General features: G+C 46.7%; 17 protein-coding genes. 12 read left to right on the top strand and 5 right to left on the bottom strand.

The annotated features are described in order from the left end of the window. Positions 1 to 193: 193 nt before the first annotated feature. The 3 genes from HNP82_RS11190 (at position 194) to HNP82_RS11180 (ending at position 4364) form a co-directional block, all read left to right on the top strand. Positions 194 to 2281 (top strand): elongation factor G, encoded by a 2088-nt coding sequence (locus HNP82_RS11190; RefSeq protein WP_183774672.1) that lies wholly within the window; start codon positions 194 to 196, stop codon positions 2279 to 2281. Between the two features lie 165 nt (positions 2282 to 2446). Beyond that, on the top strand, positions 2447 to 3175 hold the full coding sequence (gene deoD / locus HNP82_RS11185; protein WP_183774668.1) for a purine-nucleoside phosphorylase: 729 nt from the start codon (positions 2447 to 2449) through the stop codon (positions 3173 to 3175). A 1-nt stretch (position 3176) separates the two neighbouring features. Further along, positions 3177 to 4364, top strand: a complete 1188-nt coding sequence (locus HNP82_RS11180; RefSeq protein ID WP_183774665.1) for a phosphopentomutase — start codon at positions 3177 to 3179, stop codon at positions 4362 to 4364. A 233-nt stretch (positions 4365 to 4597) separates the two neighbouring features. Here HNP82_RS11180 and HNP82_RS11175 read toward each other — a convergent pair whose 3' ends face one another. Then, positions 4598 to 5089: a Fic family protein gene (locus tag HNP82_RS11175; protein ID WP_183774662.1), complete on the bottom strand. Its 492-nt coding sequence runs from the start codon at positions 5087 to 5089 to the stop codon at positions 4598 to 4600. Between the two features lie 209 nt (positions 5090 to 5298). Between HNP82_RS11175 and HNP82_RS11170 the strand changes: the two genes are divergently transcribed. From HNP82_RS11170 to HNP82_RS11160, 3 genes are all read left to right on the top strand, one after another. Then, positions 5299 to 5826 carry a hypothetical protein gene (locus HNP82_RS11170; protein WP_183774659.1) on the top strand — a complete coding sequence of 176 codons (528 nt, stop codon included), beginning with the start codon at positions 5299 to 5301 and terminating at the stop codon, positions 5824 to 5826. Positions 5827 to 6653: 827 nt separating this feature from the next. Then, a complete protein-coding gene (gene leuS / locus HNP82_RS11165; protein WP_183774656.1) occupies positions 6654 to 9065 on the top strand; it encodes a leucine--tRNA ligase in 2412 nt (803 codons plus the stop codon). Positions 9066 to 9282: 217 nt separating this feature from the next. Beyond that, positions 9283 to 9516: a hypothetical protein gene (locus HNP82_RS11160; RefSeq protein ID WP_183774942.1), complete on the top strand. Its 234-nt coding sequence runs from the start codon at positions 9283 to 9285 to the stop codon at positions 9514 to 9516. A 47-nt stretch (positions 9517 to 9563) separates the two neighbouring features. On the opposite strand, the gene HNP82_RS11155 is transcribed toward HNP82_RS11160, so the two are convergent. The 3 genes from HNP82_RS11155 to HNP82_RS11145 all read right to left on the bottom strand — a co-directional run bounded on the left by HNP82_RS11155 (position 9564) and on the right by HNP82_RS11145 (position 11427). After that, complete coding sequence (locus tag HNP82_RS11155; protein ID WP_183774640.1) at positions 9564 to 10313, bottom strand: hypothetical protein; 750 nt, start codon at positions 10311 to 10313, stop codon at positions 9564 to 9566. Positions 10314 to 10367: 54 nt separating this feature from the next. After that, a complete protein-coding gene (locus tag HNP82_RS11150; RefSeq protein WP_183774636.1) occupies positions 10368 to 11048 on the bottom strand; it encodes a DUF554 domain-containing protein in 681 nt (226 codons plus the stop codon). Positions 11049 to 11205: 157 nt separating this feature from the next. Beyond that, positions 11206 to 11427 carry a chorion class high-cysteine HCB protein 13 gene (locus tag HNP82_RS11145; protein WP_183774633.1) on the bottom strand — a complete coding sequence of 74 codons (222 nt, stop codon included), beginning with the start codon at positions 11425 to 11427 and terminating at the stop codon, positions 11206 to 11208. Between the two features lie 279 nt (positions 11428 to 11706). Here HNP82_RS11145 and HNP82_RS11140 point away from each other — a divergent pair, with 279 nt between their 5' ends. The 3 genes from HNP82_RS11140 to HNP82_RS11130 all read left to right on the top strand — a co-directional run bounded on the left by HNP82_RS11140 (position 11707) and on the right by HNP82_RS11130 (position 13697). Next, complete coding sequence (locus HNP82_RS11140) at positions 11707 to 12273, top strand: class I SAM-dependent methyltransferase (RefSeq protein WP_183774630.1); 567 nt, start codon at positions 11707 to 11709, stop codon at positions 12271 to 12273. A gap of 103 nt (positions 12274 to 12376) precedes the next feature. After that, entirely contained in the window at positions 12377 to 12613 is a 237-nt protein-coding gene (locus HNP82_RS11135) for a helix-turn-helix transcriptional regulator (RefSeq protein WP_183774627.1), read from the top strand. A 154-nt stretch (positions 12614 to 12767) separates the two neighbouring features. Continuing rightward, a complete protein-coding gene (locus tag HNP82_RS11130; protein ID WP_183774624.1) occupies positions 12768 to 13697 on the top strand; it encodes a nucleotidyltransferase family protein in 930 nt (309 codons plus the stop codon). A gap of 44 nt (positions 13698 to 13741) precedes the next feature. Here HNP82_RS11130 and HNP82_RS11125 read toward each other — a convergent pair whose 3' ends face one another. Continuing rightward, on the bottom strand, positions 13742 to 14644 hold the full coding sequence (locus HNP82_RS11125) for a S8 family peptidase (RefSeq protein WP_183774621.1): 903 nt from the start codon (positions 14642 to 14644) through the stop codon (positions 13742 to 13744). 228 nt (positions 14645 to 14872) lie between these two features. Between HNP82_RS11125 and HNP82_RS11120 the strand changes: the two genes are divergently transcribed. The 3 genes from HNP82_RS11120 (at position 14873) to HNP82_RS11110 (ending at position 18418) form a co-directional block, all read left to right on the top strand. After that, complete coding sequence (locus HNP82_RS11120) at positions 14873 to 16078, top strand: NADP-dependent isocitrate dehydrogenase (protein ID WP_183774617.1); 1206 nt, start codon at positions 14873 to 14875, stop codon at positions 16076 to 16078. Positions 16079 to 16316: 238 nt separating this feature from the next. Continuing rightward, positions 16317 to 17714, top strand: a complete 1398-nt coding sequence (locus HNP82_RS11115; protein ID WP_183774613.1) for a 2-isopropylmalate synthase — start codon at positions 16317 to 16319, stop codon at positions 17712 to 17714. A 23-nt stretch (positions 17715 to 17737) separates the two neighbouring features. Next, positions 17738 to 18418: a GntR family transcriptional regulator gene (locus tag HNP82_RS11110; RefSeq protein WP_243164744.1), complete on the top strand. Its 681-nt coding sequence runs from the start codon at positions 17738 to 17740 to the stop codon at positions 18416 to 18418. Positions 18419 to 18459 lie beyond the last annotated feature (41 nt).

Here is an 18459-nt window from a genome sequence, read left to right as displayed (position 1 = left end):
ATACTGTCTGAGGATATAGCATAACCTGTATCCTGTTTAAAATGGTAGCATTCTGACGGTAAAAAAGCAATAAGAAGTTTTTTGTGTAATTTTACTAAAAGTATTGAAAATGGATTAGTTATTTAGTAAAATGTATACATGGTTTTGTTTCGAAAACAGAATCCTATCAAAAAAAGTATTGGAGGAGTATGACATGAAGGTATACAAAACACAGGACATACGTAACGTTGCGATTTTAGGACATGGCGGATGCGGCAAGACAACTCTTGTTGAAGCAATGGCATATGCCGCGGGAGTGACAAAGCGCCAGGGAAAAGTTGACGATGGTAATACACTCAGTGATTATGATAAAGAAGAAATTCGCAGAAAATTTTCAATCAGCACGACAGTCATTCCTATTGAATGGGAATATTGGAAGATCAATTTATTAGATACTCCCGGATATATGGATTTTGTAGGTGAAGTAGAGGAGGCTCTCTCCGTGGCGGACGCCGCTATTATTGTTGTATCGGCTAAGTCCGGTGTTGAGGCAGGCACTATCAAGGCATGGAATTACTGCGAAAAATACAGCATTCCCCGAACTATTTTTGTGACGAATATGGATGATGAACATGCGGATTACATGGGCGTTGTCAATCAGTTGAGAGAACTGTACGGAAAGAAGATCGCCCCGTTCCATCTGCCGATCCGGGAAGACGGCAAGTTTACCGGAGCTGTCAATGTTGTAAAGATGGAAGGCCGTAAGTTTACCGACAGCGGCAAGTGGGAAGCCAGAGATATTCCTGATGATGTTGAGCCGGAGCTTGAAACATGCCGTGAGGCGCTTCTGGAAGCAGTTGCGGAGACCAGCGAGGAACTGATGGATAAGTATTTTGGCGGTGAAGAATTTACTATTGATGAGATCATCGACGCTCTGCGTATTAATGTCAATGAGGGCAGTATTGTGCCAGTGCAGTGCGGTTCCGGACTTTTAGGATACGCCATTGCCAATCTGATTACCACCTGCGTGGAGTTCCTTCCGTCTCCTATGCGTGATCATATTAAGATCTTTGGTAAAGATCCGAGAACTGATAAAGAATACAATGTAGATTATGACTCCAGACGTCCGTTTTCAGCCTATGTGTTTAAGACTATTGTCGATCCCTTTATCGGCCGGTACTCTCTTGTCAAAGTCTGCTCCGGTGAACTTAAAAATGATTCGGTGATTTACAATTATGCCAAGGACACCGAGGAGAAACTTTCCAAACTGTTTGTGATGCGCGGCAAAGAACTGATTGAGGTTCCCGAACTTAAAGCCGGAGATATCGGCGCTATTGCCAAATTGAGCAATACAGCCACCGGCGATACACTTTCCTTAAAATCCGATCCCCTTGTAATCGACCAGGCAGAGATTTCTGCGCCTTATACATATAAACGTTATGAGGCGAAGAATAAGGGGGATGAAGATAAAGTCTCCCAGGCTCTCTCCAAGATGATGGAGGAAGATCTGACACTGAGAGTTTTTAACGACGCGGAAAATCATCAGTCACTCCTCTATGGTATCGGCGATCAGCAGTTGGATGTTGTTGTCAGCAAGCTTCTTGCTAAGTATAAAGTTGAGATCGTTTTATCTAAACCCAGGATTCCATACAGAGAGACGATCCGCAAGAAAGTCTCCGTCCGTGAAAAATATAAAAAACAGTCTGGAGGACATGGACAGTACGGCGACGTTGCCATGGAATTTGAACCTTCCGGCGATCTGGAAAAACCTTATGTTTTTGAAGAGCGGGTTGTGGGCGGCGCTGTTCCTAAAAACTATTTTCCGGCAGTGGAAAAAGGTATCGCGGAATCTGTCAACCGGGGACCGTTGGCAGGATATCCTGTTGTGGGCATTAAAGCAACCTTATTTGACGGGTCCTATCATCCGGTAGACTCTTCAGAAATGGCCTTTAAGACTGCCGCGAAACAGGCTTTTAAGAGCGCCTTCCTTCAGGCATCACCCATTCTCCTTGAGCCCATCGCATCTTTGAGTGTTTACGTTCCTGACAGCTATACCGGTGATATTATGGGCGACCTGAATAAGCGCCGTGGCCGTGTTCTTGGTATGAACCCGTCGGACTTTGGAAGAACGGAAATTGTGGCGGACATTCCTCTGGCACAATTGTACGGCTATTCTACAGATCTGAGGTCCATGACCGGGGGAAGAGGGGACTTTGCTTATTCCTTCAGCCGCTATGAGCAGGCACCGTCCGATGTACAGGATAAAGTGATTGCTGAGAACGCTAAAGAAAATGAAAATTAACGTTTGTTAAATATTAGCCACAGTCTGTTTTTTCGGGCTGTGGCTAATATTGCCCTTTGGAAAGAGATTTTTCCTGTTGAACTTTAACAGGAGGGAAGCACCAGTTCAGCCTGCCCTATGCTTGATGGCTGAATTGTTAAAAAAGCAAGAAAGAAGGTTGAATGAATGTCGACACCTCATAATGAAGGAAAAGAGGGAAGCATTGCCGGGACGGTTTTAATGCCCGGAGATCCTCTCAGAGCAAAGTATATCGCCGACACATATCTGGATCAGGCGGTTTTGTTTAATTCTGTTCGGAATATGCTGGGATATACAGGCTATTATAAAGGCATTCCGGTATCTGTCATGGGCTCCGGCATGGGAATGCCCAGCATTGGCATTTACTCCTACGAGTTGTATAAGTTTTACGGCGTAGAGAATATTATACGCATCGGAAGCGCCGGGGCTTACTGTGATGCCCTGGATATTATGGATATCGCCCTTGCCGACAGCGCCTGGAGTGAATCTACTTTTGCCATGGCACAGGCTAATGTATCCGGGGATATTCAATATCCCACAGAAAGTCTCAATGAAGAAATACGGCATACGGCGGAAAAGCTGGCTATCCCGGTGCGGATGTGCCGGGTTCATTCCAGCGATGTATTTTATCATGAAGAGTGCGTGGGGAGCTATAGGGATTATTATGAAAAACACGGCTGTGCCTGTGTGGAGATGGAGAGCTATGCCCTTTTCCACAACGCAAAAATCCTGGGAAAGAGGGCAGCCTGCCTGCTGACGATTTCCGATTCTTTTGTCACCCACAGAGAGCTTTCGGCAAAGGAACGCCAGACAAGCTTTGACGCTATGATGAAGATTGCGCTGGAAACCGCGAAGGTATGCGGGGAGGCGATTTAGTATGAAATACCGCCGCGTATTTACTATTGTTATTGATTCTTTCGGCATCGGAGCTATGGATAACGCCAGACAGTATGGAGATGAAGGGGCGGATACCCTGGGGCACATTGATGAACATATGGAGATTTTTTCCATTCCAAATCTTATGTCATTAGGTCTTGGCCGTATTCATCCGGTCATCCACGCTCCATCGCCGGAAAAAATTGTGGGGTACTGTGCCCGGATGAATGAGGCAAGCACAGGGAAAGATACGATGACCGGACACTGGGAATTAATGGGTCTTAAAATCACCCAGCCTTTTCTCACCTTCACTGAGACGGGTTTTCCTTTAGAACTGATCGAAGCTTTGGAGCGGGAGACCGGCCATAAAGTCATCGGCAACCGGGCCGCCAGTGGGACGGCTATTTTAGATGAACTTGGGGAAGAGCATATAAAGACTGGAGCAATGATCGTATATACATCAGCGGATTCTGTACTGCAGATCGCGGCCAGCGAGGAGAGTTTCGGCCTGAATGAGCTGTACCGGTGCTGCGAGATCGCCAGATCTCTTACCATGAAGGCGCAGTGGAAGGTTGGGCGGGTGATTGCCCGGCCTTTTGTGGGAAAGAAAAGGGGCGAGTTTGTTCGCACGGCCAACCGCCATGACTACGCCTTAAAGCCTTTTGGACCCACAGTTTTAAACGTTTTGAAAGACCGTGGCTATGATGTGATCAGTATTGGTAAGATCAACGATATTTTTGCCGGGGAGGGCATTACAAAGGCCCTCCGCTCCAAAAGCAGCGCCCATGGTATGGAGCAGACAATAGGGTCCATGGATGAAGATTTTTCCGGACTTTGTTTTGTAAATCTTGTGGATTTTGACGCCCTCTGGGGACACCGCCGCAATCCTGTGGGGTACGGGCAGGAACTGGAACGGTTTGATGAAAAGCTGGGGATTGTTCTTGAGAAGCTTAAAGACGATGATCTTTTAATGATCACTGCGGATCATGGAAATGATCCAACCTTTAAAGGGACAGATCACACGAAGGAGATGGTTCCACTTTTACTGTACAGTCCCTCAATGAAAGGGAGCCGCCGCCTGGAAGATACCCATACGTTCGCCTGTGTCGGGGCGACCATTGCTGATAATTTTTCTGCCGCTATGCCTGAAGGAACCATAGGAGAGAGCCTGCTGGGAGATTTGGTTTAGGGGCAATTTGGCCCTCTGGCCTGGGGGAGTGCGTGTTACTGTTTACTCTGTGAACCAATGTCAGTTCGTTAAGATAATAAAATGATCCTGTGACAGGGTCCAACTCAAGGAAAATTGTACGGATCCTGACAGGAAAATGTCTGGTTACATCTGTAAAACTGTATTTTTCCTCCGGATTTTGACTTTTGACTAACTGACTTATCTGTGAACAGCAACACGCTCTACTGCATGGTTCAAATGCTCTTTGCCAAAATCTTTGCCGCAAATTCTGAGAAGATGTCCATATCTTTTTTTAAACGTGACGAAAGGAGCGCCTCATCATAGCCTTCCTGGTCACAGAGGGGCAGTGAGAGGACTGGATAACCGGCGCCGGACAGAAGTTGGTTCATGACTGCCTGGGCCAGCTTTTCATTGTCTGCGTCAAAAGGGGCGATGTCCACGATTCGCTTATAGGCCATAGCGCCAAGTTCCACCGGGTGGAGAGCCCCTTTTGAATACTGAATCTGGCTGGCAAAGTGTTCCATGAGATGGGGGATATCCCTGGGAGAGGGAAAACGATTGCCAGGCACCGGGGGAAGGTCATGGATTCTCCAGGCCGGCGCCTGCTCTTTGGCGATTTCTTTGTAAAGTTCTTTAATATGGTCCGCATTCATCGGAGACTCCTGTTTGAGGAACTCTTTTTGCTGAAAATCAATAATTTCTAAATAATCTTTTAATTGGCTCATAGTATTCCTTTCTGAAGGTATCAATTTATTCGCTGGCTGCAGTCGGCAGCGCCGGCAGGGGAGTATTCAAGTGCTTTCTCCTGCGGCGCTGTTTCTTTGTTGCATCTATGCTAACATGAAAAAAGGATGCATGACAACCCTTTTTCTTGCTTTTGGCCAGTAAAGATGATAAAATAAACCGATAATCAAAGGGAAAGGAAAAGATTATTGTGACAATCTGGGAATTTGCGGAGTATATTGCCAAAAAAACAGATGCGATGGTTGCCAGGAGATTTGGAGTGACCCGTGTGGAAGCGTCGGGCAGTCCCCGGTCTCCTGTGATCCATATTGTGAATAAAGATTTTAATATGGATCGGACAGTTCCGGCAGAAGGGCCTTATGAAGATTTCGAGACCAACAAAGAGACACAGGCGGATACTTACGCCGAGGCACTAGCTTTTGAGATCGAGTACGCTCTGTTTGATGCTCTTATCCTCAATCATGATCTGTCCAAATACAAAGATTTTAACCGGGCCGGCGAGCTTCTTTACACAAAGCTTCTGGACGTAGAACGAAGCCAGGGGATCATGGAAGGAGTCCTGGGACGAAAAGTTGACGATTACAGCGTCATGGTGTTGTATATCCATGATGGTATGACAAAAACTATGGTCAATGAGGCACTGGTAAAAGCCTGGGGACGCAGTCCGGCGGCCCTGTTTATCAAGGCTTCGGAAAACTCCGGAAAATATACGGGCTGAACTGTTATTACTGTTGTTCACGAAATGAACAGTACCTTGCGCTTAAACCATGAAAAATTCGCTGCGCGAATGGTTTAAGCGCACTCCTGAATCACTTTTTTTCGCCGGAAACAGCAGGTGTTTCCGGCTGCCCGTGAATAGCAGTGAATGGTTCTTGAGATGCAAACTCAAACTCAGACCTTGACAAAGGCGGACAATATGATAAAATAAGCTGTGGCTTAAATATTTAAAAAGACCGTGAAGAGGAGTATTAAGAGCAGTCCTCATTTCAGAAAGCTGCCGGGTGATGCGAGACAGCATGAGAAAGCTCCCAACTCGCCTCAGAGTTTTTTAAGTGAAGTGGCGAAAAAGATTTCCTGGGGAATGATTATCGCTCATGGGTAGCTTAAAACGGCAGATCACCGTTATAGATTTTAAAGTGCGCCCTATATTTTGTTGTGGTAAAAGTCTCTCACTGCAGACTTTTCCAAATATAAATATAAGACGAAACAGAGTGGTACCGCGGAAACGGGACAATGATAGAAAACAATCCCCTTTCGTCTCTGAGACAGTCCCAGAGACAAAAGGGGATTTTGCTGTTTTCACTTAACGAAGCCGAGCCTAAGGGCGAAGGCTGAGTTTAGTGAAAACGCACATCGCGACCCTTACCGAGGCAAGGCAACAGCCGAAGGGGAGGTTAGTGGAGCGATGTTACTTCAAGACACTTAACGAAGCCGAGCCTAAGGGCGAAGGCTGAGTTTAGTGAAAACGCACATCGCGACCCTTACCGAGGAAGGCAGCAGCCGAAGGTACTTAGCGAAGGAATAATTTAAGAAAGGAAAATAATCATGGCAAAATCATACAATCATAAAGTGATTGAAAAAAAATGGCGTGATCACTGGGAAAAGAATCCCATTAATGTAAATGATGGGAAGAAACCCAAATATTACTGTCTGGATATGTTTCCCTATCCATCGGGAAACGGCCTTCATGTAGGCCATTGGAGAGGCTATGTCATCTCCGACGTATGGAGTCGTTATAAAATATTAAATGGTTATTATGTGATCCATCCCATGGGATGGGACGCTTTCGGCCTTCCTGCTGAAAATTATGCCATTAAAATGGGCGTTCATCCGGAAAAATCCACAGCGGAGAACATTGCTAATATTAAACGTCAGATCCAGGAGATCGCCGCAGTATATGACTGGGATATGGAAGTGAACACAACTGACCCTAAGTTCTATAAATGGACTCAGTGGATTTTTGTAAAAATGTTTAAAGCCGGGCTGGCTTATGAAAAGGAGATGCCTATTAACTGGTGTCCGTCCTGTAAGACAGGTCTTGCCAATGAGGAAGTCGTTAACGGCAAGTGCGAGCGGTGCGGCGCGGATGTAACAAAGAAGAATCTGAAACAGTGGATGCTTAAAATTACTAAATACGCGGATCGTCTCTTAAATGATCTGGATAAACTGGACTGGCCGGCAAAAGTTAAAAAGATGCAGACCGACTGGATCGGAAAGTCCTACGGCGCTGAAATTGATTTTGCTGTGGACGGGCGGGATGAAAAGATCACTGTGTACACCACCCGTCCGGATACTCTTTACGGCGCTACTTTTATGGTACTTGCGCCGGAACACGCTCTGGCAAAATCTCTTGCCACAGATGAAACCCGCCAGGCCGTGGAAGATTACATTTATCAGACATCTTTAAAATCATCTGTAGACCGCCTTCAGGACAAGGAAAAGACCGGCGTGTTTACCGGAAGCTATGCCATTAATCCGTTAAACGGGGCAAAAGTGCCTATCTGGCTGTCCGATTATGTGCTGGCAGATTACGGCACAGGAGCTATTATGTGTGTTCCGGCCCATGATGACCGTGACTTTGAATTTGCCACTAAGTTTAATATTCCCATTGTCCAGGTGATCTCACCTGACGGCAAGGAAAATCCAAATCTGACTCAGGCTTACACAGAATCTGGTATTGTCATCAATTCCGGAGAATGGACAGGTATGGATTCCGCTGTGCTGAAGAAAGAAGCTCCGGAGATTATTGAAAAAATGGGCATCGGCAAAAAGACAACCAATTACAAACTCCGGGACTGGGTGTTCTCCCGTCAGCGCTACTGGGGTGAGCCGATTCCTATTGTACACTGTCCAAAGTGCGGCTGCGTTCCCGTGCCGGAAGATCAGCTTCCGCTCCTGCTTCCGGAAGTGGAGAGCTATCAGCCTACCGGTACCGGCGAATCGCCTCTGGCAGCTATCGACGAGTGGGTCAACACAACATGCCCATGCTGCGGCGGACCTGCCAAGAGAGAGACAAACACTATGCCTCAGTGGGCAGGATCATCCTGGTATTTTCTCCGGTATGTGGACAGCAAAAATGACAAAGAACTTGTGTCCAGAGAGAAGGCGGACAAGTATCTTCCGGTAGATATGTATATCGGCGGTGTGGAACATGCGGTACTTCACCTTCTTTATTCCAGATTTTATACAAAATTCCTTCATGATATCGGTGTGATCGACTTTGACGAGCCATTTATCAAACTGTTCAACCAGGGTATGATCACCGGTAAGAACGGTATTAAAATGAGCAAGTCCAAGGGCAATGTGATTTCTCCTGATGACCTTGTGAGGGATTACGGCTGCGATTCCCTGAGACTTTATGAATTGTTTGTAGGTCCGCCGGAACTGGATTCCGAGTGGGATGACCGGGGAATCGAGGGCGTTTACCGTTTTATCAACCGCTACTGGAATATGGTCATGGACAACAAAGATAAAAATGTGGAGCCTTCAAAAAATATGATCAAGCTCCGCCACAAGATGACCTACGATATTTCCACCCGTCTGGAGCAGTTTAGTTTAAATACGGTTGTTTCCGGCTTTATGGAATATACCAACAAGCTGACTGATCTGGCGAAAAAAGAAGGCGGTATTGACAAAGAAACTCTGGAAACTGCCACTATTCTCATCGCGCCTTTTGCACCTCACCTTGGCGAGGAGCTGTGGGAACAGCTTGGACATTCGGGCAGCGTCTTTGACAATCAGTGGCCGGAGGCTGACGAGGATGCTATGAAAGATGACGAAGTCAATGTGGCTGTGCAGATCAACGGTAAAGTCCGGGCGGTGATCCAGCTCTCCGCCAATATCGGGAAAGAGGACGCCATCGCTGCGGCCAAAGAAGCGGTAAGCGCGAAGCTCACAGGAAATATTGTGAAAGAGATTTATGTTCCGGGAAAAATCGTGAATATTGTGATGAAATAATGCCGGAGCGGTGTTGTACTGAGGGATGGGGAGCTGCCCCTTGCCGGGCACTCCCTGTCATAATAAAATCGTGCTTTTAAGCAAGATTAACGTCCGTTTTTGCCTGCTTTTTCTCGTCGGCCTGCACTTGTTACATAAAGTCATTATAAAGTGCCTGCTTTTATTTTGCAGCGACAGGCGGAATTTTTACAGAAAGAGAGGGAAACTGGTGAAACATATGGAATTTCGTATGGAACGGCCGGGGCTTGTGAAAGTCGGAGATGAGGTTGAAGTCCGGGAATCGGTTTTAAAGACTCTTCAGGGGACGATGTACTATTATACAATTCATCCGGCAGTGGCCATGTCCGGCAATATTCCCGCAAAAGATAAGCTTAATGATTTTCACGGCGTCGTCACTCAGATTGATGATCTGGAAAGTCTGTGGACGGTTCACTGCGAGTTTAAAGATTAAAAAGGAGGGATGGATCAGGCAAAACGCAGATCCATCCCTTAACCGGATTATGTCATAGACCGTTTTAATGATTCGTACAATTTAAGCTGTTCCGGCGTTAAAAGGGCTTTTAAACGTTCCTCATCAAATCCTGACGGGGGCGGATTTTGAGAAGTCTGGTTTTGGGGCGCCGGATTTTTTTGTGCGCTGTTTTGGTTTTGCCCCGAAAAGTTGGGAGGCGCGGGCTGAGCCTGGAAATTTTGAAAGTTCCCGGAGTTTACAGCCTCCATAAGCTGGCCAAACTTGTTCATATCAAAGTTTTTCAGCAGCTCCGGATTTATATTTTTCAGCAATTGTTCAGGGTTAAAAGATGACTGCATTGGATCACCTCCGTGGAGATTTGAGGTAAACGTCTGTGTACCGCCGGAATTCATGGGGCTGGTATGCTGCAAAACATCCGGGCTATTTTCCATATCTTTAAATTTTTCATATAACTTACCGAATCTCAGCAGGTTTAGCAGACTGTCAATCGTTTTAGCTTCCTTCCCCCCACAGTATTTGCGAAGATCTCCAAGCATCTCCTCCGGTGTGGGGCGTCTTGTTCCGATCCCGCATGCCTGAATGGGCTCTGGATGGCGAAAATACCGAAGGGTATTTTGCAGTTCCATGAATCGAGCCATCATGGCCATAGGCCTGGCAGAATGGCGGCTCATATATGGCAGAGACGCCTTGATCATCTGAGAAACATTTCCGAAGGTCTGTTCGTCAAATGGGGTAAGTTTCGGTGGCTGACGGACGGCGATCACATCCTTTACCATGGGATGATTACTAATAGTATATGTATGAGAATGCCGTGTATGTGCGTGATACTATTAAAAAAATATCCTCAGGATAAAAAAGATCACAGGGACAAGAAGTGAGGGGAGCATGTCCAGGACTTTAAATTTTTTTATATTTAAAATGCCCAGACCTGTGCAGGCGATGAGGAAACCGCCCACAATACACAGCTCGCAGACCAGGGCGTCGGAAAAAAAACCGGCCCACACATATTTTGTCAGCACATAGATGCTTCCCTGCCACAAAAATAAAATAGCGGCGCACAGAATCATGCCAATGCCGTAGGCTGAGGCAAGAACTGTGGAGGTCACAAGATCCAGGGAGGCGTTGGTAAACAGGAAGGTATGATCCTGGTTCAGGGCTGCCATAACCGGGCCTACGATGGACAGGGAGCCGATACAGTAGATGAGTACGCCGGTAACAATGCCCTGTCCCAGCTTTCCGTTGGAGTGGCGGTCAATAAAACCGTTGAGACGGTCATCAAGGCGCAGCCATGTTCCTGCCAGACTGCCAAGGACAAGGCTGACAATAAAAAGGACGGGATACTGACTGTCCGGCATATTTGAAGCGATGGCGTTGATCCCCACGCCGAAAGCGGCCAAACCGCAGGCTGTCAGCATGGCATTTTCGTATTTTTTTGGAATGCCTTTGTTAAGAAGTCCGCCGAAAAGACTTCCGGCGGTGATGGCCAATGTGTTTACAATGGTTCCGATCATAGGTATATCTCCTTTGCCGTTTTAAAGTGGTGATGTATCTATTAAAACATTTGATGGCGGACACGTCAAGAAAAAAATAAAAAGGACGGCAGAGGGAAAGATGGCAGGGCCGGCAAAAGCCGGCCCTGCCGCAGATCAGATCGGAGGGATCAGTGGATCAGCCACAGAGGCCGTTACCGCCGCAGCAGCACAAAAGGAGCAAGATGATGATAATACAGTTGCAGTCATCACCGCTGCTAAGGAAGTTGCTGCCATTTCCGCATCCGCCGCAGAGGAAAAGAAGGAGGATGATCCATAAACAAGAATTGTTGCCTCCATAATTATCAACGCCACATCCGCAATCATTGTTGCAGCAGCTTGTTGCCGCTAAATCACTCATTGAAATTCCTCCTGAATTTGCTTTTGATTTATACTATGCGGAGGCGTTTTCATTTGCTACAATAAATCTGTTAAAAAAGTTCAGCCATCAGGAATATGCGGCTGATTTATGCTTCCATACGGATCAGTCCGCCCTATTCCTGATGAGCAGAGCGTCGATTATGAGCAAAGAAGCGGCGTAAGCCGCCGGACAGCGCTTAAGCGCGGCTTTGCCAATGGCGCGGGCTGAACTTTTGTATCCTCTGATTTAGCCATGAGCTGAAAAAGGAAAGGTGAGTCTGTGTTTTTTAGAAAGCGAATGGTTGAGATCTATCACGATCTCTTAATGGAATATATATGTCCGGGAGATACCGTTGTGGACGCCACCGCCGGAAACGGTCTGGACACGGAATTTTTGTGCCGGCTGGTAGGTCCTAAAGGCTGCGTTCACGCTTTTGATATACAGCCGGAGGCTTTGGAGAATACCCGTGAGCGCCTCAGCCAGGCTGGCCTTCTTGACCAGGCCTGTCTCCATCTGACATCCCATGACCAGATGGATGTCTATGTGGAAGGGGAGATCGCCGGATTTTGCTTCAATCTTGGATATCTCCCTTCGGGGAACCCGGCGGTGATCACTCATTCGTCGACAACGATTCCGGCGGTAAAAAAATGTCTGGAGGCTTTAAAAATCGGCGGTGTGGGCTGCATTCTCGCTTACTGGGGACATGAGGGTGGCAGGAAAGAAATGGAAAATGTCGATGAATTGTTGCGGACGCTTCCCGGAAAAAAATTTGAAGTCTTTCGTCTGGAAAACCACAACAGAGCCAATTGTCCGCCGGTTTTATACTGCCTTTGCCGGATCCGATAAAATTTTGCTTCTCGTGCTGAAACGACAAATAATTCAATCTGTTTATGCTAAAATATGTAATGCATTAGGAAAGCAATATTACATATGGAGGGAAGTTGAAGATATGATTGAAGAAACTTATAAAATGACGGAATTGGGTTATTCGTTAAAGGAGTACCGTATCCGGAACAACATTACTCAGCAGGAACTGGCAAATCTCATTGGCGTCAGCACCAACACCATTCATTTGTGGGAGACAAAAATGTGCCGCCCATCCATGGGATCCCTGCTGATATTGTCAGATATTTTACATGAACCTTTGCTGGACATTATTACAAAATCCAAAAAAATCTATAAGTAACCGGTGTTTTAGGATAGCATTCAACTCTTAAATCGCTTATAATGGAGGACATAAAGGGCGCACTTGTGTGCGTTTTTGTCCGGCGGCCGGGAAGATTGCTGGACTGTATCCTGTCTTGTTTGGCCGCCAGTAAGTGTGAAAGGATGAGAAAAGAATGAGAGAGCCTGTACTTGTGATCATGGCTGCCGGAATGGGAAGCCGTTACGGAGGGTTAAAACAGATCGACCCATTAAATGCCCAGGGGGACATTATTATTGATTTTTCAATTTATGACGCCATGCGGGCCGGCTTTAAAAAAGTCATTTTCATTATTAAGAGAGAACTGGAGCAGGATTTCAGGGAAAAGATCGGCAATAAGATTGCCCCTTACATGGATGTGGAATATGTTTATCAGGAGATTGATAATATTCCGGAAGGATATTCAGTCCCTGAAGAAAGAGTAAAACCATGGGGAACCGGACACGCGGTGTTAAGCTGTATCCAGAGCATTCACGGCCCTTTTGCCGTGATCAATGCCGATGATTTCTACGGGCGCCATGCCTTTGAGACACTTTACCGTTTTCTCAAAGACCATCCGGATGACAAGTGCTACCGCTATGGCATGGTGGGGTACCGTATTGAGAACACTCTGACGGATTTCGGCTATGTTTCCAGAGGCGTCTGCAAGACAGATGACCAGGGAATGCTTATGGAGATCCAGGAGCGCACCCACATTGAAAAAAAGGAAGAGGGAGCGGCTTTTACCGAAGATGACGGTCGGACTTGGACAAAGATCCCTTCAGGAAGTATTGTTTCTATGAACATGTGGGGATTTAATGAGAGCCTGCTCAGTGAACTTAAAAACCGGTTTTCCATGTTTCTCGATAAAGGACTTAAAGAAAACCCTCTCAAATGTGAGTATTATCTCCCCGGCGTTGTCGGCGAACTGCTGGCTGAGAAGAAGGCCACAGTCAATGTGCTGCCCTCGGAGGATCGCTGGTATGGTGTCACTTACCGGGAGGATAAGCCGGTTGTTGTAAAAGCTATTGAGGACATGAAAGCCCGCGGGGATTATCCTCAGGTTTTATGGCCGAAACATAAATAATAACAGGGCTGCCCTTTGGCAGCCCTGTTATTATTTATGGTGTTTTAAAGAAAGCGGGCAAGGTCAATGAGCCCAAATCCCTGGTGATTTTTGTCCAGTCCAAGATCCTGGCAGCCGTCTTTCAGACGCTCCTTCACATCGTTATTGGTCATGGAAGGATACTTTTCGAGAAGAAGGGCGATGCATCCGCTGACAATGGCGGTGGACATAGATGTGCCGCTTCTTGGCGTGTAAGTATATCTTCCGTTAAAAAGGCGGTTATTGCAAGACATAATGTAGCATCCGGGGGCGGTTACATCAGGTTTTGACACCTGCTCTGAAGTGGGGCCCCGGCCTGAAAAGTCGCTGATTTTTTCACCGTGGATATAAACGGGCTTCTGATCATCGCTGGAACCTACGGTGATGATCTTTTGGCTGGTACCGGGAGCTGTGACAGACATGGGGGCAGGGCCGTTATTTCCGGCAGCGGCAACCACCACAAGCCCCGCCTCCCATGCTTCATTGACCGCCTGCACAAGAACAGAATCCGCCTTCCTTGGAGAGAAGGTGCCGGCCGAGATGTTTAAGATCCTCGTATGGTAGAGGGACATGGTGGCAATGACCCACCGGACACCTTCCAGTATGTCGGGGAGGTTTCCGTTCCCCCTTCGGTCCAGTATCTTGCCCACAATCAGGTGGCTTTTTGGGGCGATACCCCGATAACGTCCAAGGGAGGCGGCCCCACTGCCGCCGCAGATCCCGCAGATATGGGTGCCGTGGCCGTGGTCGTCATAAGGACCGGGATTTCTGTAGACAAAATCTCTGAATGCGGCGATACGGTTTATTGGGAGTAAAAAATCTATATGAGGAAAAATCCCTGTATCTAAAACAGCAATGCCTACGCCTTTGCCAGTGTAGGGAAGAACGTCCGGCTTGTTGCCGTGGATTGATGCGCGCACTGAATCCATGATGGTTCCTTTTTATTGTTAATATATGACGGCGGAAGAAAAACGTCAAATTTCGGAAGAAGTTTTGGTGATGACCATGGCGCAGGATATGCGTAAAGGAGCGGCGGCCGCAGTGGGTCAGCGTCCAGTCGGGGGACGAACTGTTACGTTTTGTTCCGGGAAAAGGGTTGAAATCATTGACAAAATGGTATACAATAATACAATAAAACTGCTTTAAGGAGGATAAGCATGGAAAAAATCAAGATGACAACGCCTCTTGTTGAGATGGACGGCGACGAGATGACACGTATTTTATGGCAATACATTAAAGATGAATTGCTGCTTCCCTATATTGATCTGAATACAGAATATTATGATCTTGGACTTGAAAAACGTAATGAGACCAATGACCAGGTGACTATAGATTCTGCCAATGCTACAAAAAAATATGGCGTGGCTGTAAAATGTGCCACAATTACCCCAAATGCGGCCCGTGTGAAGGAGTACAACCTTAAAGAGATGTGGAAAAGCCCTAACGGAACAATTCGTGCCATTCTTGATGGCACTGTTTTTAGGGCGCCGATTGTTGTCAAAGGCATCGAACCTTGTGTGAAAAACTGGAAAAAGCCGATCACTATCGCCAGACATGCTTACGGAGATGTATATAAAGGGACAGAGATGAAGATTCCCGGACCGGGAAAGGTGGAACTGGTGTACACTGACGAAAAGGGCAATGAGACAAGAGAGCTGGTTCATGATTTTACCGGAGCCGGAATTGTACAGGGGATGCACAATATTAACAGCTCCATTGAGAGCTTTGCCAGAAGCTGCTTTAATTATGCCCTCGACACAAAGCAGGATCTGTGGTTTGCCACAAAAGACACCATTTCCAAAAAATATGACCATACATTTAAAGATATTTTTCAGGAGATCTTTGATAAAGATTACGCCCCCAAATTTGAGGAAGCGGGCATTGAATATTTTTACACACTCATTGACGATGCCGTTGCCCGTGTGATGAAATCCCAGGGCGGATATATCTGGGCCTGCAAAAATTATGACGGGGATGTAATGAGCGACATGATCTCCTCCGCTTTTGGTTCTCTGGCTATGATGACCAGCGTATTAGTATCTCCGGAAGGTTACTATGAGTATGAAGCCGCTCACGGTACAGTTCAGCGTCACTATTATAAACATCTGGCTGGAGAGGAGACTTCAACAAACTCTGTGGCTACGATTTTTGCATGGACCGGCGCCCTGCGCAAACGGGGAGAAATGGACAGCAATCCTGCGCTTATGGAATTTGCGGACAAGCTGGAGAAAGCCACATTATCCACCATTGAATCCGGAAAAATGACAAAAGATCTGGCGCTGATCACAACATTAAAAGATGTCACAGTGCTTAACAGCCTTGATTTTATCCGTGCAATCCGCGCTACGCTGGAAACAATGTAAGTAAAAAAGGACATACCCCCGCAGCTTACGGCTGCGGGGAATTTTATAGTAAACGACAAATATATTTGTTATTTACTATAAACCCTCCTATAAAGAAATCGTAACTATTCAGCCATGCATTTTAAGATTCCCGCCGTTAACGCTGCTTTCCCGCCGCTAACGCTGCTAAATCTTTAATTTGGCTTGGCGCCATATGTCTGGTTTAATAAATTTTGAATTTACAGAGGAGATGTTGATCATGGATAATCCTAATATCGTAGTAAATCCACATAATAACCTCCTGACCTTCGAGGAGCATTTTTATGCCCTCCAGGATGTTGACGAGCCAAATACATACCGTAATCTTTTCCCTTACGATGAAATTCCAAAGATCGTGTTTAACCAGCGTGTCGTTCCCATAAATATGCCGGAAAAAATATGGATTACTGACACAACATTCCGGGACGGGCAGCAGTCCCGGGCACCTTATACCACGGAACAGATCGTCCGTCTCTACGATTATATGCACCGTCTTGGTGGCCCCAACGGAATCATCCGCCAGAGCGAATTTTTCCTCTACAGCAAAAAAGACCGGGATGCCGCCTATAAATGTATGGAGCGGGGCTATGAATTTCCTGAGGTGACAGCATGGATCCGGGCCAATAAAAAAGATTTTGAACTTGTAAAGAATATGGGGATTAAGGAAACCGGTATTTTAGTGAGCTGTTCTGATTACCATATTTTTTATAAAATGAAAATGTCCCGGCGTCAGGCTATGGATCACTATTTAAGTGTTGTAAGGGAATGTCTTGAGACAGGAGTAAGGCCGCGGTGCCATCTGGAAGATATTACACGGTCAGATATTTATGGTTTTGTGATCCCATTTTGCCTGGAACTGGAAAAGCTGGGGAAAGAGTATGGGATTCCTGTGAAGATCCGCGCCTGCGATACTATGGGCTTTGGCGTCAACTTTACCGGAGCAGCCATTCCCAGAAGTGTTCCGGGAATTATTTACGGCCTGCACACCCACGCCGGCGTTCCATCGGAAATGATCGAGTGGCACGGACACAATGATTTTTATAAGGCAGTTACCAACTCAACAACTGCCTGGCTTTACGGCGCTTGCGGCGTCAACTGCTCTTTGTTCGGCATTGGTGAACGCACTGGGAATACCCCTCTGGAGGCCATGGTTTTTGAGTATGCTCAGCTTAAAGGTACGCTGGACGGTATGGATACCCGTGTGATCACAGAAATGGCGGAGTATTATGAGAAGGAGATCGGCTATAAGATTCCTTCCAGAACGCCTTTTGTGGGGAAAAACTTTAATGTGACCCGGGCCGGGATACACGCCGACGGACTGTTGAAAAATGAGGAGATCTACAATATATTCGACACAGAAAAATTCCTTAACCGTCCTGTTCTTGTAGCTGTCTCCAATACTTCCGGCCTGGCGGGAATCGCCCACTGGATCAATACTTATTTTAAGTTAAAGGGGGACGACGCTATTGCAAAGACCGATCCCATTGTGGCCCATGTGAAAGACTGGGTGGACCAGGAGTATGCGTCGGGGCGCGTGACAGTTCTGACTGATGACGAGCTGCTTGCGGCTATCGACCGTGCCTGCGAGGCCTGCAACAAGAAGCTGGCCCATGAATGAAAATACAGGAGCGATGAAAAATTATGACATTCTCTGAAAGAGCTGGGGAGATGGGGGATGCTGTTTCTCTTAGGGGGAAAGTTTTCCGGCAGCTTCGCAATGATATATTGTCAGGAAAATATAAAAACAATGAAGAACTTCGGGAAAATACTATTGCCAAAGAGTATGGCGTCAGCCGGACGCCGGTGAGGGAAGCTATCCGCCAGCTTGAGCTGGAAGGTCTTTGTGTCACTGTCCCCAATAAGGGAGCCTATGTCAACAGTATTAAGCGCAAAGACGTGGAAGATATTTACGCCATAAGAGGACTTTTGGAAGGACTCTGCGCCCGGTGGGCAGCGGAAAATATGACGGAGGATCAGATTGAGGAAGCCCAGGAGATTTTATTTGTGACCCGGTATCATCTGGAACATGAGCATTTTGAGCAGCTTTACCAGTATGACGGAAAGTTCCACGAGGTTCTGTACCGGGGCTGCGCCAGCCCGATCTTAAATCACGTTCTTCGGGATTTTCATGAATATGTACAGAGTGTGCGCCAGACAGCATTAAAAGATGAGAAGCGGGCAACGCTGTGCCAGGAGGAGCATGAGGCCATCCTTAAAGCAATTAAAGACCATGATCCTGACAAGGCGGCCCAATTGGCAAGCCTGCATATTCAAAAGGCGGCTAAAAATATGATCCATGAAAAATTAAATATGGACGAATAGAGTCACTGTAAAGGCATACCCCAGGTTTTTAAATTCTTTGG

This window comes from Catenibacillus scindens, from assembly GCF_014202115.1.
Taxonomy (GTDB): domain Bacteria; phylum Bacillota; class Clostridia; order Lachnospirales; family Lachnospiraceae; genus Catenibacillus; species Catenibacillus scindens.
This window is presented reverse-complemented; position numbering and strand designations above follow the sequence as displayed.